The sequence below is a fragment of the Arthrobacter sp. UYP6 genome, from assembly GCF_040547315.1.
In the GTDB taxonomy this organism is placed as follows: Bacteria; Actinomycetota; Actinomycetes; order Actinomycetales; family Micrococcaceae; genus Arthrobacter_B.
On the sequence record NZ_JBEPPM010000022.1, the window covers coordinates 23,377 to 38,091 of the forward strand.

Consider the following 14,715-nt stretch of genomic DNA (forward strand, 5'->3'; position numbering starts at 1 on the left):
TGTACTGAACCGCATGCCAAGACCCAAGCGGGCTAGAATGGACGCCGGAAACACGGCACCACTAACACCTCGGGAGCGGCGTGGACATCTTTGATCCGGAGGCCGTGTTCAGGGTCGTCGATCTGGCCGGAGTGCTGGCGAACGGAGTGCTCGGCGGGGCGGTTGCCCGGCAGCTGCGCATGGACCCTGTGGGTTTTGTGGTGCTGGCACTTACCTCGGCCCTTGGCGGCGGTGTCCTGCGCGACACCCTGCTGCAGGCCGGAACCCCGGTGGCCCTGACGGACCCCGCGTATCTGTTGGCAGCCATCGCCGGCGCATTCATTGCCTACCTGATTGAGCTCAAGGGCAAATGGGCCAACCGGTTCCTGATCATCATCGATGCCCTTGCCCTAGGATGCTGGGCCGCCACCGGAACGTCTAAGGCTTTGACCGTAGGCCTGGAGTGGCTGCCGGCCATCCTGATCGGCGTGGCCACCGCGGTGGGCGGCGGCATGATCCGCGACATTGTGGTGGGACGGGTGCCGGCGATCTTTGGCGGCAACACCCTCTATGCCACCGGCGCACTGGTTGCCGCCATTGAAATGGCCATCTTGTATCACCTGGGGCTGCAGAACCTGGGCATGGCCGTGGCTATTGTCTCCGCCGCCGTCATCTGCACGGTAGCCCGCCGGCGTGGATGGCGCCTGCCCGGCCCGGGGGAGCTGAGCGTACGGCTGCCGCGCCGGCCGCGCAGCAAAACCGCCGGTGGCGGGTCATCGGGGACCGGCACCCGTAAAAAGGAGCAGGGCTGGCCGCGCCCCCGCTTCGGCAGGATCCCAGGCCTCCGTTCGCGCCGCGGAAAACCGCCGGTGGGTTGAGCCGGGAGCGAACCGCTGTGGCACCTGCCAAGGCCGCCGGTAACGTGAGGGAAATGACTGCTTACAAAACTGTGAACCCTGCCACTGGTGAAACGCTGAAGGAATTTGCCGAAGCCACCGACGCCCAGATTACCGAAGCAATCAGTGCCGCCCACGGCGCGTTTGCCTCCTGGCGCAGCCAGCCGGTTGAAGCCCGAAGCAAAATCATCTCCCGGGTTGCCGAGCTGTACCGCGAACGCAGCGACGAGCTGGCCGCTCTCATCGCCACCGAAATGGGCAAGCCCCTGCGCGAGGCCAAGGGCGAAGTGGCCCTGTCGGCAAATATCTACGACTACTACGCCACCGAGGGCCCCGGCTTCATGGCCGATGAAGAGCTGAGCGTCAAGGGCGGCGGCGGCGCCACCGTGCGGACCGAGCCGATCGGCGCAATCCTGGGCATCATGCCGTGGAACTACCCGTACTACCAGGTTGCCCGCTTCGCCGGCCCCAACCTGATGCTGGGCAACACCATCCTGCTCAAGCACGCCAACAACTGCCCGCAGTCCGCGCTGGCCATGGAACAGATCTTCGCCGACGCCGGCCTGCCCCAGGACGCGTACATCAACCTCTTCGCCACCAACGACCAAGCAGCGGACATCATCGCCGACGCCCGGATCCAGGGCGTCTCCCTCACGGGCAGCGAGCGTGCCGGCTCCGCCGTCGCCGAGGTGGCCGGCCGGAACCTGAAGAAGTACGTGCTGGAACTGGGCGGCAGCGATCCGTTCATCGTCCTGGACTCTGAGGACTTGGACGCCACGGTCAAGGCGGCCGTGGCAGGGCGGATGGGCAACGGAGGCCAGGCCTGCAACGCGGCCAAGCGCTTCATTGTCATGGAGGACCTCTATGCAGACTTCGTGGAAAAGTTCACCGCCAAGATGCAAAAGATCCAGCCCGGCGATCCCCTGGACGAAGGCACCCGCTTTGGGCCGCTCTCGTCCCAGGCTGCTGCTGACGGCCTGATCGAGCAGATCCAGGATGCTGTGGACAAGGGAGCCACGCTGAACACCGGCGGCGCCCTGGTGGACGGTCCCGGCGCGTACGTCCAGCCCACGGTACTCACCGGAGTTACCGAGGATATGCGCGCCTTCTCGGAGGAGCTCTTTGGTCCGGCGGCAGTGATCTACAAGGTCTCCAGCGCCGATGAGGCCGTGGAACTGGCCAACAGCTCGCCCTACGGCCTGGGCGGCGCCGTCTTCAGCGCCGACGTGGACAAGGCTCTGGACGTTGCCGACCGCCTGGAGTCGGGCATGGTCTGGATCAACGGCGTTTCCGGCACCCAGGAAGACCTGCCGTTCGGCGGCGTCAAGCGCTCCGGTGTGGGCCGCGAACTGGGGCGCTTCGGCATGGATGAGTTCGTCAACAAGAAGCTCATCCGCACGCCGCGCTCGGGAAAATAGTCCGGAACTAGCGCTGCGGGAACTTCTCACCCGTACGACGACGGCGGCGCACCTCCCGCAGGGGGGGGGGCGCCGCCGTCGTCGTACTTGCGCGCGGAGAGCGAAGGGCTAAACGTTCTGTTTCAGCGCCGTCCGTGCAGTCCGTTCCTCTTCGGTGGTGAAAACGACGTACCGGTACGCGAAGTACCGGAAAATATTGCCGGCGGCCACACCCACCACGTTGCCGGATATGTTGTCAGCGAACTGGCTGGTGAAGCCCAGCAGGTAGTGCGAGACATAGAGGCAGCCGGTGGCAATGAGCAGGCCCACCAGATTGGTCAGGGCAAAAAGCAGGGTTTCGCTGCGGACGCTGCGGCCCCGCGTGCTGCGGAACGTAAGATAGCGGCTGCCGAGCCAGGACACCGTGGTGGCGATGGTGACCGAGATGACCTTGGCGGTAATCGGGTGGGTGTCGAGGACAGTCGACGCGAGCACATTGAAGATTGTGACGTCCACAATGAAAGCCGCCGTACCGACGAGGGAGAAGGATCCCAGCCGACGGAGTATTTTTCGGACGGAGACGGTGCCAGTCTTGGCCATTACGGAGTTCCCCTGCTGAATCTGCCCGGTAGGGTGCCGGGATCTGAAGAGATATTTTCACAGCCGGGGGCGGGGCACAAAATCGACTCAGGCATCGGCATCGGCATGGGCAAGCGGCAGCGTGACGGTGAAGACAGTTCCCCTTCCGGCTTCACTGCGCAGGGTGATGGTGCCGCGGTGCTCTTCGATGATTTTTCGGCTGATCACCAGGCCCAGGCCGACGCCGGGAATGGCCGCCTTGCGCGCGGTGCCGGAGCGGAAAAACTTGGTGAACACCTCGGCCTGCTCAGCTGCTGTCATACCGATGCCGGAATCAGCGACCTCAATGCATGTCTGCGTCTCACTGCGCCAGGCACGCACCGTGACCCAGCCGCCTTCCGGCGAGTATTTGACGGCATTGGAGAGCAAATTGTCCAGCACCTGGCCAATCCGCTGGGCGTCCACCGTGTCCGGAAGGGAAGCGGGGAGGTCGGTGACAAAGTGGACACCGTTGATTTCTGCCCTCAGAGCTGCCGAGATGACCGCTGACTGGATCAGTTCCGTCAGATCCGCCGGCGCCAGCGACACGGTGCTGCCGCCGGTGGCAGCAGTGAGTAGGTCCGAGACCAGGGCCAGCAGTTTTTCGGAGTTGCGCAGAGCAACCTTGAGCGAGGTGGTGACGTGGGCCGGGAGGTCATCCGCGTCTTCCATCGCCAAGTCCAGATACCCCATGATCGAGGTCAGCGGGGTGCGCAGTTCGTGCGATACATTGGCGACGAAGTCCTCCTTCGCCCGGACCGCGTCCACGAGGCCGGTGACATCGCTGAAGGCAATGACGGAACCGCGGAAGGCCCCTTCGCCGCGGACGGAGCGGGCGGAGACACTCAGGCCCTGCTGCTGGTCCCCCGAACCGAACCACACCAGTTGGTCGGAAAAGGACTCACCCAGAACCGCGCGCCGGATCGGCCGCAGGTCCGGCGGAAGCGGCGTGACGCGGTCCGGGCCAAAGATCAGCAGCTCACACTCGTCCGCGTCACGGACTCCGGGCGGAACGGCGCGCCTCCAATTGTGCTTCTGCCTGCTGTTGGTGAGGATGTTGTTGCCCGCTTCATCGACCACCACCACCCCCACCTCCACGGTGTTCAGGATGGTCTCCAGCAGGGATTCCTTACGCCGGCTTTCCGCCAGGCTTTCCTGCAGGATCTGGTCTTTCTGCCGGAGGGCCTCCTGCTGGGCTGCCACCGACGCTTCCGCGCTGGCGCGTGCCGCCTCAGCTTCATCCGTCTTGCGCAGCGTGCTGACCAGCTCCTGCTCGTAGAGGCGGCGCTCGTGGGCGTTGAAGACAATGATCCGGTCCAGCGACGGCTGGCCCTCCTCCGCGGCGGCAAAGCGACGGGCTGAAAGCAGGGACGGCATCCGGGAGCCGTCTTCCATGATCAGGTCAACTGCCAGTTCAGCGAAGGCGCCGGAGACCCCCATCTGCGGCGAGGCATGTGTGGCATAGAGGATACGGTCCCCGATGGGCAGCAGCTTCAGGAAACTCGTCCCCACCAGATCACCGCGTGTTCGCCCTAGCCACCCCAGCAGTGTGCGGTTGGCTTCCAGGATTATCCCGTTCTCCTGGGTGACCACATAGCCGGCTGGGGCGTCCTGGAAGAGGGCCTCATAGTCCAGGGAAGGGGGCGAAAGAGGGACGGCATCCATGGAGCAGGGGGTTAGGCGGCGCGGTTGAGGTAACCGATGATGGTGTCCGCAGTTTCCTCCGGGGCGCTCACATGAGGCAGGTGCCCGGTAGCCTTAAGGACGGCCAGAGTCGCATTGGGAAGGTGGCGCTGCGTGTACTCGCCGACGTGCACGGGGGCCAGCAGATCATCGGTGCACTGCATGACCAGAGCGGGGACGCTGACGTCCTTTAGCAGATGCCGCACATCGGAGAGGAAGGCCACCTTGGCAAATTCCCGTGCCACGCTAGGGTTGATGCGGCAGAAACTTCCCTCCAGCTCGGTGTGCAGCTGGGGGGACTCCGGGTTGCCCATGATGACCGGAGCCATAGCTGCTGCCCAGACCATGTAGTTGCTGTCCAGCGAGGCAAGCAGTTCGCGGATGTCCTCCTGAGAGGTACCGCCAACGTAGCCGTCTTCCGGGTAGTCCATGTAGCTGGGGGAGGACGCCAGGAAGACCAGGGCTTTGAACCGGGCAGGATCGGCTGCTGCGGCGGCCACTCCCATCATGCCGCCAACACTGTGGCCCACGAAGGTTACGTCGCGCAGGTCGAGTTCGGCCATGATGTCCTGCACATCGGCGGTGTAACCGTCCAGGGAGGCGTACTTGGCAGATACATAGGCGTCCGGATCAGAGTTGCCCGCGCCTACGTGGTCAAACAGAACCACGCGGTAGTCCGGCGTGAAGCGGGCGAGGAGGCGCTGCCACATGCCCTGGTCGCAGCCGAAGCCGTGCGCAAACATGATGACCGGGCCCTGGGGATTACCCAGGATTCGAACGTTGTTGCGTGCACTGATATCTGTCCCCATGAGATGACCTTGAACTTTCCTGAGACTGGCGGAGGGTGTGCAGGCAGGCGGGGCAGGGCCACCGAAGGGCGTGCACGGAACAAACTCTACAGTGAACCCTGTGGTCGTCCGGGCAGGATCAGGCAGGGGAGGTTTAGCCCTTATCGAAGGGAAAAGCGGAGCTCGGCAGCGCCGCCGTTGAACGACGTCGTGCCTGCCAGCCGCATGGGACCAATGGGGGCCGTCACGGGAAGCAGCCTGCGCCCGCTTCCGAGCGCCACCGGCATGTAAGTCACCCACAGCTCGTCCAGTACTCCGGCCTCCGCAAACTGCGCTGCCACCTTGCCGCCGCCCACTACCCAGACGTTCCGCTCACCGGCGTCCGCCACAGCGTCCGCACAGATGCGGCGGATGTCGCCGGAGGAGAATCGCACGCCGCTGTCCGGCGGGGCCTGAAGGTCTCTGCTGGTCAGCACTTGGCAGGGCAATGTTCCGTAGTCCCAGGAACCCGGGTCCTGCGAGCGGATGTAGTCGTACGTGGCTGAACCCATCACCAGCGAACCGACACCGGCCATGAATTGGTCGAAATGACTCTGGAAGGGCTCGAATCCGAAAGCCATCAGCCAGTCCAGATTGTGGTCTTCGGTGGCTATGTAGCCATCCAGTGACGATGCGACGTAATAGATGACCTTACCCATACTCCCGAGCATAGCGGCGTCCCGGACACCGCACAGCGCCGGACGTGTATTTCCCACCCGCAGGATGGAAGAGTAGGCGAAACCAAGCACGCTGATCATTAATCGGAGGATTGCAATGGGCGGCAGAGAACCACAGGAGAACCCGGAACTGGTGGCGGACCTGGTGGTCCGGCGGCTGCAGGCCTGGGGTGTGGGACGAATTTTCGGCTACAGCGGAGACGGCATCAACCCGGTGATGGGGGCACTGCGCCGGGCCGGCGGGCCGGAGTTTATCCAGGCACGGCACGAGGAGAACGCGGCGTTCATGGCGGTGGGGCATGCCAAGTACACGGGGGAAGTGGGTGTGGTGACCTCCACCCAGGGCCCAGGCGCCATCCACCTGCTCAACGGGTTGTACGACGCCCGGATGGATTCGGTGCCGGTGGTGGCCATCATCGGACAGCAGTCCCTGAGCGTCCTGGGATCGGCGTACATGCAGGAAGTGGACCTGATGCATTTATTTCGCGATGTCGCTTCCGGGTTCCGGCAGCAGGTGTCCAGCCCTGAACAGGCGCCCCTGGTCATTGACCGGGCCTTCAAGGAGGCTCTGGCCACGCGAACTCCGTCCGTGGTGATTCTGCCGCACGACGTCCAGCAGGCGCCGGCCCCGGAACTGGACCAGGAGCACGGCGTACTCAGTACCGCCCCGGTGTGGCGTCCGGCCCGTATCCTGCCTCGCGACGAGGATGTCCAGGCGGCGGCTGACCTGCTCAACAGCGGGCAGAAGGTAGCCCTGCTGGTGGGCCAGGGTGCTAAGGATGCGCAAAAACAGGTGGTGGCACTGGCTGAGAAGCTGGGCGCTGCCATCACCACAAGCCTGCTCGGCAAACCGTATGTTGATGAATCACTGCCCCTGGCTGCCGGCGTCATGGGTCATCTGGGCACCTCGGCCAGCGGTTTTGTGCTGGCCAACTGCGACACGCTGCTGATCATCGGCTCCAATGACCCGTGGACCGAGTTTTATCCGCCGCCCGGAGCGGCCAGGGCGGTGCAGATTGACATCGATTCGGCGGCGATCGGGAACCGCTATCCGGTGGAGGTGGCTGTAGCCGGAGAAGCGGCCGCCAGCCTGGATGCGCTGCTGCCGCTCCTGACGGAACGCGGTGGATCAGCCTGGCGGAACGACGTCGAACAGGCAGTCAGTACCTGGCACGGGCTCGCCCGTGAGCGGGCCTTCACCCCGGCTCGTCCGGTAAATCCGGAGCGGGCGGTTTACGAGCTGAGCCGGCGGCTGCCGGCGGACGCGCAGGTGGCCGTGGACGTGGGCAGCAGCGTGTACTGGTATGCGCGGCAGCTGCGGCTGCCCGCCGGGGTGCCGGCTCATCTCTCCAGCACCTTGGCGAGTATGGGCTGTGCCGTTCCCTACGGGATAGCGGCGAAGCTGGCCCATCCGGACCGGCCGCTCATCGCCCTGTCCGGTGACGGAGCCATGCAGATGGCCGGGATCACCGAACTCATCACGGTCAGCAGACTTTGGACGGAATGGGCGGACCCGCGCTTCATCATTTGCGTCCTGAACAACCGCGAACTGGCGGAAGTCACCTGGGAGCAGCGGGAGATGGAGACGGAACCCCGTTTCCCGGACAGCCAGGCGCTGCCGGACTTCAACTACGCGGGCTACGCGGAGCTGCTGGGCTTCAAGGGCATCAGGGTGGAGGATCCGGAGCTGCTGGGCGATGCCTGGGAGGAGGCGCTCGCCGCGGACCGGCCCTGCATTATTGAGGTGATCTCGGATCCTGACATTCCGCTCCTGCCGCCCTTCCCCGGTGGAAAGGCCCAGGCTGCGTCCATGATGGAAGCGATGGAAAAGGAAGGGCCGCAGACGCAGCACGCCCGGGACCTCCTTTCCATCTACCTCCGCCAGGAGCAGGCCCTGGCAGCGGAGGGCTGATCCGGGCGGAGGCCGGCGTAGGGCCGGCGCAACCAGTCCTACGGCCGGGCCCCCAGATCCACGGGCTCCTCATCATTCAGATACGCGGATTCTGCGTGGGCGGCCAGATCGATGCCCTGCAGCTCGCTCTCCTCGGGGATGCGCAGGCCGATGGTCAGGGCCAGCACCTTGGCAATAATCCAGGTGACCACGAAGGAGTAGATGAGTACCGCGACGGACGCCACCGCCTGGATGCCCAGCAGCTCAAAACCGCCGCCGTAGAACAGTCCGCTGACACCGTTGGGTGCCGCATCGGTGGCGAACAGACCGATCAGCAGGGTGCCGAGCAGGCCGCCGACGGCGTGCACACCCACAACGTCCAATGAATCGTCGTAGCCCAGCCGGTACTTCCACTCGATGGCCAGGGAGCAGACGAGTCCTGCCAGCAGGCCAATGGCGATGGCCCCCAACGGGCTGACGGCGCCGCACGCGGGGGTGATGGCCACGAGCGCGGAGATCAGCCCGGACGCGGCACCGAGGGAGGATGAGGTTCCCAGTCGCAGCCGGTCCATGAGCATCCAGCCGAGCAGGCCTGCCGCGGCAGCCACCGCGGTGTTCAGAAAGACGACGGCGGCGGAGTTTCCGGCGCTCAGGGCTGAACCGGCATTGAATCCGTACCAGCCTACCCAGAGCAGTCCGGCGCCGAGCAGTACCAGCGGACGGCTGTGCGGTTTGCCCTGGGCCTGCGGCCAGCCCTTGCTGCGGCCCAGCACCAGCGCCAGGGCCAGGGCCGCGACGCCGGCGTTCATGTGGACGGCGGTGCCGCCGGCAAAGTCGATCGCGCCGAGCTGATTGGCGATCCAGCCGCCGGTGACCGAGCCGTCTTCGCTGGTGAAGGCGAAGACCCAATGGGCCACGGGGAAGTAGACCAAGGTGGCCCAGAGGCCGGCAAACAGCATCCAGGCGCCGAATTTCATCCGTCCGGCGGCTGCTCCGGCCACCAGCGCGGTGGTGACGCAGGCGAACATCAGTTGGAAGGCGGCGAAAAGCGCCACCGGGATGGAACTGGACGGGTCCTCGGTGAGCAGTTGGGAGAGACCAAGGAATTCAAACGGGTTGCCCAGCAGCCCGGCGCCGGTCAGGGAATTGCCGAAGGCGGTTGAGTAGCCGTAAAGCACCCAGAGTACTGCGACGAGGCTTGCGCTGCCGAAGCACATCAACATCATGTTCAGAATCCTGCGCGAGCCCACCATTCCTCCGTAAAAGAAGGCGATGCCGGGAATCATGAGACAGACCAATGCGGAACTGGCCAGCAGCCAGGCGGTGTTTCCAGAGTCCATGGAGCTACTCCATTCGGGGGTGGCCGGCCCCGCGGGGGCCGGAGCGGCGGGTGGAAACCGTGCTCCTCCCAGCGTGGGCGCCCCGTATTGCATCTATGTTTCCCGGCAGGTTATCGCTGTGTTAACAGCTGCTGGATGGTTGCTGGGGAGTTGCTGGATGCGTAGGCGCAGCTCCCGCCTAGGCATCCAGCGGCATGCCCCGGCCAAAGGCGAAGGCCCGCACCAGGCCCACGATGCCCAGCACCACTAGGAAGATCCCGCCGAAAATCACCAGGGCTGCCAGCGAACCCACCGGCAGGAACAGCACCACTACCCCGGCGATGATGCTGATGATCCCGTAGATGATGGCGTACCACCGTGAGCCGCCGCTCTCCAGCTCGGTCAGGGACATGATGCCCTCCACAATCCAGGCAATCCCGATCATCAGCCCCAGAACGGCAAGCGATGCCAGCGGATTGCGGATTGCCGCCACGCCCACAATGAAGAGCACCACGCCCATGATGATGTTGAGGACCCGGAGGCCGCCGGAGAGCGGCGTGAGGAGTCCGATCACCACCCGCACAGCGCCTGAGACCAGGAAATAGAAGCCGAACAGGAAAGCAACCACGTCCAGGGTGGCCTCGGGCCAGAACAGTACCAGGGCCCCCAGAACAATGGAGAGCAGTCCGGTGAGTGCCATACCGCCGCGGATTTTCCGCACCGTTTGCCGCGTGAGTTCGCTGATGTCCAGATTTAATCCGCCCAGCCCAAAAATGCTTCCTGACATGGACATGTGGAACCTCCAGCAGAGTCGAAAAACAGCGCATTTACTGCCTGAATTATCCGCCGGGAGGCGTTTGGAACTCTAGGGCATGCGCCCCGCGGCGCCCTCTGATGAGGCAAAACGTACCTGCGCTGCCGGTAGACGCTGCGGGTGAATACAGCCGGTGAAGCAGCGGCTCCCGCTAGTCGCCGGTGGTCCCGTCCAGCAGCTCGCGCAGGATATCCAGATGGCCGCAGTGCCGGCCGGTTTCTTCGATCATGTGCACCAGGATCCACCGCACGTTCTGTCCGCGGTCCCCGGCGCGGCAGCGGTCCTCCAGATCGTAGCGGGCCAGCACCTCGCAGGACTCCCGGCAGGCGGCCTGGTAATCCGCGATGATCTCCGCCAGGCTCTCGCCGTCGTCCACCCGGAACTCCGCGTCGGGATCCTCTGCGGTCCACCGGGCGGGGACCCCCTGCTGCCCGTCCAGCCGGTCCCGAAACCAAAACCGCTCAACGTCCGCCAGATGCCGGATGAGTCCGGACACTGTGGTGAGCGAGGGCAGCAGCCGCTTGGCGCCGTCGGCGTCGCTGAGCCCGGCGGCCTTCATCACCACCGTGTCCCGGAAGTAGTCCAGGAATCCGGTCAGCGTTTCCCGTTCGCCCGCCGCTTCGGGTGGCTCGGTCCTAGTGTCAATGTCCATTCGCCTAATCTAATCCAGCGGCCCGATTCATCGGCTCATCCGGCGTCCCGGCCGGCCAATCGATTCAGGTGGTTTCGGATCATGTCCGTGACGGCTTCATGGCCGGCCTGGTTGGGATGGAAAGGCAACGGCCCGCCCTCGGTGGGAATGAAGGCACCTACGGTCCACGGATCCTCCGACCCCGCGTAATGGTCCAGGCTGGCTTTGGCCACCCGGACCACCGAGCATCCGGTGGCGCTGGCTCCCGCTTCGGTAGCCAGCGCCAGATGCACTGCCAGTTCCCGGCCGGCGGCGGCCTGGGCAGGTTTCATGCCGGCCACCCGGACGTGCGGGTCCGGCGGCAGCACGGTCAGGTATTGAACAAACAGCACCACGGCGCCGGGGGAGCGACGCCGGATGAGTTGACCCACGGACGCCATGTCAGCCGGCAGGAGCGAAAGCCTGCGGTTGAGGACGGACGGGGCAAGGGACCTGAGCATCTCCAGCGAGGGCCGGTGCTTGAGGTACGCCGTGGGCGGCAGGCCGGCCATTTCCAGCGATGCTGCGTAGCCGATGTCGTTGCCGCCAATGGTGACGGTGACCAGATCCGTGTCCGCGGTGAGGGCGTCAGCCTGGGGCGGCTGCCCATACTGGGAACGCCACAGGACGTCCGCGGTGGTTGCTCCGGAGCTGGTGGCATCAGTGAGCGTCAGGTGCAGCTGCCCGGCCAATAGATGGGCATAGTTGGCTTCCGTCCGGCGGGCCTGAGGGGGACTGCCTGGAACCGGCGTGCCCAGTCCAGGAGCTGACGCGTAGGAACTGCCCAGCGCCACATAGCGCGCTCCGGACCAGTTGCGGATGCCGCTGTTCTCACCGGTTGATGTGCTCATGGGTTCCTACCTTTGATGGAGGGATCCGTTCCGCTGGAAGCGGTTCGGCCGTAATCAGGGAATGTTCAGGAGCTGCAGGATTTCGGCGTCGGTGGTCTGCTCAAAGTTCTCGTAGGCCTGGCCCACGGCGGACAGGCCGATGCCCTGCCAGGGGATGACGACGTCGTCGGCCAGATCCGCCGCGAGTTCCGCGCCCGGGCCACAACTCACGGGAGCCGCTGCCACCAGCCTGGCCGGGTGCTGCTCGCGGAGCCCCAGCAGCGCTGCCCGCATGGTCGAACCGGTCGCCAGCCCGTCGTCCACCACCACCACGGTGCGTCCTTCGACATCGAGCGGATCGCGCCGCATCCGGTAGAGCGTGTCGCGGCGGATTAGTTCGAGCAGCTGGGCCGATGCGGCATCAGCGAACGCCTGGTCTGCGGTCTGGGGGTCCGTTTCCCGGGGATGCGCCGTGCGGGAGGAACCAAGGGAGCGCTGCCACTGCGCCAGCACGGCATCGTTGCGCACAGTGGTGACGGTTCCGGCGACCCACGCCAGTGCCCCGGCGGCCAATTCCGGCTCCCGGGGAAGGCCCACTTTCCGCACCGCCACAACATCCAGCGGTGCGCGCAGAATCCGGCACACCACGGCTGCCACCGGGACGCCGCCACGCGGAAGCCCCAACACCAACAGCTGCGGTGTGCCGAAATACTGCGTGAGTTCGGCGCCGAGTTTCCGTCCGGCGTCCATCCTGTTCCGATACCGCGCCGCTGGTGCCATGGCTCCTCCTTGACGGGGGCCGGTTTCTTGCCACGTTAGGTGCGCCGGGGATTGGTGGCAAGGTGCAGGCCGCGATCCCACGCTCCGCAGTGCGAAAGCCTCCGGGCCATAGCGGGGCGGGCGTGGCATGGTGGACCCATGACTCCCACAGCTTTGATTACCGGTGCAACGTCAGGCATCGGCGCCGAATTTGCCCGTCAGCTCGCCAACCGGGGCTACAACCTGGTCCTCACAGCCCGAAACGAGGAGCGGCTGAAGGAATCGGCTGCGCTCCTGGCCCGTGAATACGCGGTCCAGACTGAATACATTGCAGCGGATTTGGCGGATCCCGAGGGCGTGGAGCGGGTGAGCCGCCGGCTGGAAAAACCCGATGTGACCATGCTGGTGAACAACGCCGGCTACGGGCTGAAAAACAGCTTTGAACGCAATGACCTCTCCGTGGAAATGGACCACCTCAACGTCCTGGTGGCGGCTCCGCTGCAGCTGAGCCACACCGCCCTGAACACGATGCTGTCGCGGATGGAAGAGCCCGGCGGGCATATCATCAACGTTGCTTCGGTGGCCGGGTTCATTCCCCGCGGCACCTACAGCGCCGCCAAATCGTGGGTGATCACCTTCAGCCGGTGGGCGAACATCCACTACAGCGGCCGCGGCGTGCATGTGACGGCGTTGTGCCCCGGTTTTGTCCATACCGAATTCCATCAGCGCATGGACATGGACAAGACCGTATATCCCGGCTGGATGTGGCTGGATGCCGAACGCGTGGTCCGCGAAGGCCTCGCTGATGCCTTTGCGGGCAAGGGTGTGTCCATTCCCAGCAGGCGGTACAAGGTCCTGGCCTGGATCGGAGCCCGCGGACCGCAGGCCCTGGTGGCGCGGATCGCGGGCCGCGGCCGGTAGCGGGCAGCGGAACACCGCGTCATGAACTGGCTCCGCTGGTATTGCGCCCCTAGTGTGGGGGCCCATGACGCACCTCACAGTTCCAAGTTCCGCCTATCTCAACCAGCTCGACGCCGAAACGGGGCGCCGTATGCAAACGGCGCAGACTCCGGTTTCTCCGTTTGCCGGAGCTCCTGCGGAGCTTGCCGCCGCGGTTGAAGCGCAGGTGAACGCGCTGGCGGCGGACCTCAACGACGTGGTGCACACCCTGCACCAGGACCCCGAAACGGCCTATGAGGAGCACCGCAGCGCAGCGTTTCTGGTGGACCTGCTGCGCCGCCGCGGCATCAAGGCCGAGCTGGGTGTCCACGGCCTGCCCACCGCCGTCAGGGCCGAAATCGGTGCGGCCGGCCCGGAGGAAGAGGCCGGGGCTGAACGCCCTCCGGCCATCGCCATCCTCAGCGAATATGATGCTCTCCCGGAGGTGGGCCATGCCTGCGGGCACAACGTCATTGCAGCTACCGGAGTCGGAGCGTTCATCGCCCTGGCACGCACCCTCGAAGAGAACCCCGGTGCCTTTCCCGGCCGCGTGGTCTTCCTGGGCACACCGGCGGAGGAGGGGCACTCCGGCAAGGAAGTGATGGCCCGCAACGGAGCCTTTGACGACGTGGACGCGGCCATCATGGTTCATCCCTACGCCATGGACCTGGCTGAGCAGGTGTGGCTGGGCCGGCGGCTGCTGACCGTCACGTTTACCGGCGTCGCCGCCCATGCCTCCGCCCAGCCGTTCATGGGACGCAACGCCCTGGACGCCGCTTCGCTGGCCTATACCGGAATCGGCCTCCTCCGCCAGCAGCTGCCGCCCGTGGACAGGGTCCACGCCATCATCACCGAGGGCGGTCAGCGCCCCAGCGTGATTCCGGAAAAAGCGGTCATGAAACTGTATGCGCGGTCCAAATACCCGGACACCCTGAAAGACCTCAGCGCCCGGCTGGAGGACGTTGTCCGCGGCGCGGCCCTCATGACCGGCACCGGCGTGAACATCGAGTGGGATGAACACCCGCCCTCGCTGCCCGTACGCACCAACACGGCACTGACCGGACGGTGGGTTCATGCCCAGAAGCGCCGCGGCCGCAGTCCGCTGCCGGCCGGCGTGGTGTCCGAAACGATTGCCGCCTCCACGGACTTTGGCAACGTCAGCTACCGGATCCCGGGCATCCACCCGCTGATCGGCATTGCACCGGCGGACGTGGCACTGCATACCCGGGCCTTCGCCGAGGCAGCCGGATCTCCCGCTGCGGAATCAGGGGCGCTCGACGGCGCCGCAGGCCTGGCCCTCACTGCCCTGGACTACCTGTGTGATCCCGAGCTGCGCGCTGCCGCCGCCCGGGAGTTTGCTGCCGCCGGCGGTCCCGTTGACGTTGCCCGCTATTTCGACTGACAGGAAATGAGACC

Annotated in this window: 14 protein-coding genes; 5 read left to right on the forward strand and 9 right to left on the reverse strand. The window is 65.5% G+C overall.

Features of this window, described 5'->3' with window-relative positions; all coding sequences use genetic code 11:
- Window positions 1-80 precede the first annotated feature (80 nt).
- Window positions 81-857: a trimeric intracellular cation channel family protein gene (locus tag ABIB35_RS16330; protein WP_354182782.1), complete on the forward strand. Its 777-nt coding sequence runs from the start codon at window positions 81-83 to the stop codon at window positions 855-857.
- 53 nt (window positions 858-910) lie between these two features.
- The gene (locus tag ABIB35_RS16335) at window positions 911-2,293 is read left to right on the forward strand and encodes an NAD-dependent succinate-semialdehyde dehydrogenase (protein WP_354182783.1); all 1,383 of its coding nucleotides are present in this window, start codon (window positions 911-913) and stop codon (window positions 2,291-2,293) included.
- Window positions 2,294-2,401: 108 nt separating this feature from the next.
- On the opposite strand, the gene ABIB35_RS16340 is transcribed toward ABIB35_RS16335, so the two are convergent.
- The 4 genes from ABIB35_RS16340 to ABIB35_RS16355 all read right to left on the reverse strand — a co-directional run bounded on the left by ABIB35_RS16340 (window position 2,402) and on the right by ABIB35_RS16355 (window position 6,158).
- Entirely contained in the window at window positions 2,402-2,872 is a 471-nt protein-coding gene (locus ABIB35_RS16340; RefSeq protein ID WP_354182784.1) for a GtrA family protein, read from the reverse strand.
- A gap of 87 nt (window positions 2,873-2,959) precedes the next feature.
- Window positions 2,960-4,555, reverse strand: a complete 1,596-nt coding sequence (locus ABIB35_RS16345; RefSeq protein ID WP_354182785.1) for an ATP-binding protein — start codon at window positions 4,553-4,555, stop codon at window positions 2,960-2,962.
- A gap of 11 nt (window positions 4,556-4,566) precedes the next feature.
- A complete protein-coding gene (locus ABIB35_RS16350) occupies window positions 4,567-5,382 on the reverse strand; it encodes an alpha/beta fold hydrolase (RefSeq protein ID WP_354182786.1) in 816 nt (271 codons plus the stop codon).
- 140 nt (window positions 5,383-5,522) lie between these two features.
- Complete coding sequence (locus ABIB35_RS16355) at window positions 5,523-6,158, reverse strand: dihydrofolate reductase family protein (protein ID WP_354182787.1); 636 nt, start codon at window positions 6,156-6,158, stop codon at window positions 5,523-5,525.
- Between the two features lie 16 nt (window positions 6,159-6,174).
- Here ABIB35_RS16355 and ABIB35_RS16360 point away from each other — a divergent pair, with 16 nt between their 5' ends.
- A complete protein-coding gene (locus tag ABIB35_RS16360) occupies window positions 6,175-7,989 on the forward strand; it encodes a thiamine pyrophosphate-requiring protein (RefSeq protein WP_354182788.1) in 1,815 nt (604 codons plus the stop codon).
- Window positions 7,990-8,027: 38 nt separating this feature from the next.
- On the opposite strand, the gene ABIB35_RS16365 is transcribed toward ABIB35_RS16360, so the two are convergent.
- The 5 genes from ABIB35_RS16365 to ABIB35_RS16385 all read right to left on the reverse strand — a co-directional run bounded on the left by ABIB35_RS16365 (window position 8,028) and on the right by ABIB35_RS16385 (window position 12,381).
- On the reverse strand, window positions 8,028-9,308 hold the full coding sequence (locus tag ABIB35_RS16365) for an ammonium transporter (RefSeq protein ID WP_354182789.1): 1,281 nt from the start codon (window positions 9,306-9,308) through the stop codon (window positions 8,028-8,030).
- Between the two features lie 178 nt (window positions 9,309-9,486).
- Window positions 9,487-10,074: an HdeD family acid-resistance protein gene (locus tag ABIB35_RS16370; RefSeq protein ID WP_354182790.1), complete on the reverse strand. Its 588-nt coding sequence runs from the start codon at window positions 10,072-10,074 to the stop codon at window positions 9,487-9,489.
- 178 nt (window positions 10,075-10,252) lie between these two features.
- Window positions 10,253-10,753: a DinB family protein gene (locus tag ABIB35_RS16375; RefSeq protein ID WP_354182791.1), complete on the reverse strand. Its 501-nt coding sequence runs from the start codon at window positions 10,751-10,753 to the stop codon at window positions 10,253-10,255.
- Between the two features lie 35 nt (window positions 10,754-10,788).
- Window positions 10,789-11,622, reverse strand: coding sequence for an SGNH/GDSL hydrolase family protein (locus ABIB35_RS16380; RefSeq protein WP_354182792.1), 834 nt, complete (start codon window positions 11,620-11,622; stop codon window positions 10,789-10,791).
- A gap of 54 nt (window positions 11,623-11,676) precedes the next feature.
- The gene (locus ABIB35_RS16385) at window positions 11,677-12,381 is read right to left on the reverse strand and encodes a phosphoribosyltransferase (RefSeq protein WP_354182793.1); all 705 of its coding nucleotides are present in this window, start codon (window positions 12,379-12,381) and stop codon (window positions 11,677-11,679) included.
- Between the two features lie 138 nt (window positions 12,382-12,519).
- On the opposite strand from ABIB35_RS16385, the gene ABIB35_RS16390 reads away from it, so the two are divergent.
- Together ABIB35_RS16390 and ABIB35_RS16395 are read left to right on the forward strand one after the other, a co-directional pair.
- On the forward strand, window positions 12,520-13,281 hold the full coding sequence (locus ABIB35_RS16390; protein ID WP_354182794.1) for an SDR family NAD(P)-dependent oxidoreductase: 762 nt from the start codon (window positions 12,520-12,522) through the stop codon (window positions 13,279-13,281).
- A 64-nt stretch (window positions 13,282-13,345) separates the two neighbouring features.
- Window positions 13,346-14,701 (forward strand): M20 family metallopeptidase, encoded by a 1,356-nt coding sequence (locus ABIB35_RS16395; protein WP_354182795.1) that lies wholly within the window; start codon window positions 13,346-13,348, stop codon window positions 14,699-14,701.
- Window positions 14,702-14,715 lie beyond the last annotated feature (14 nt).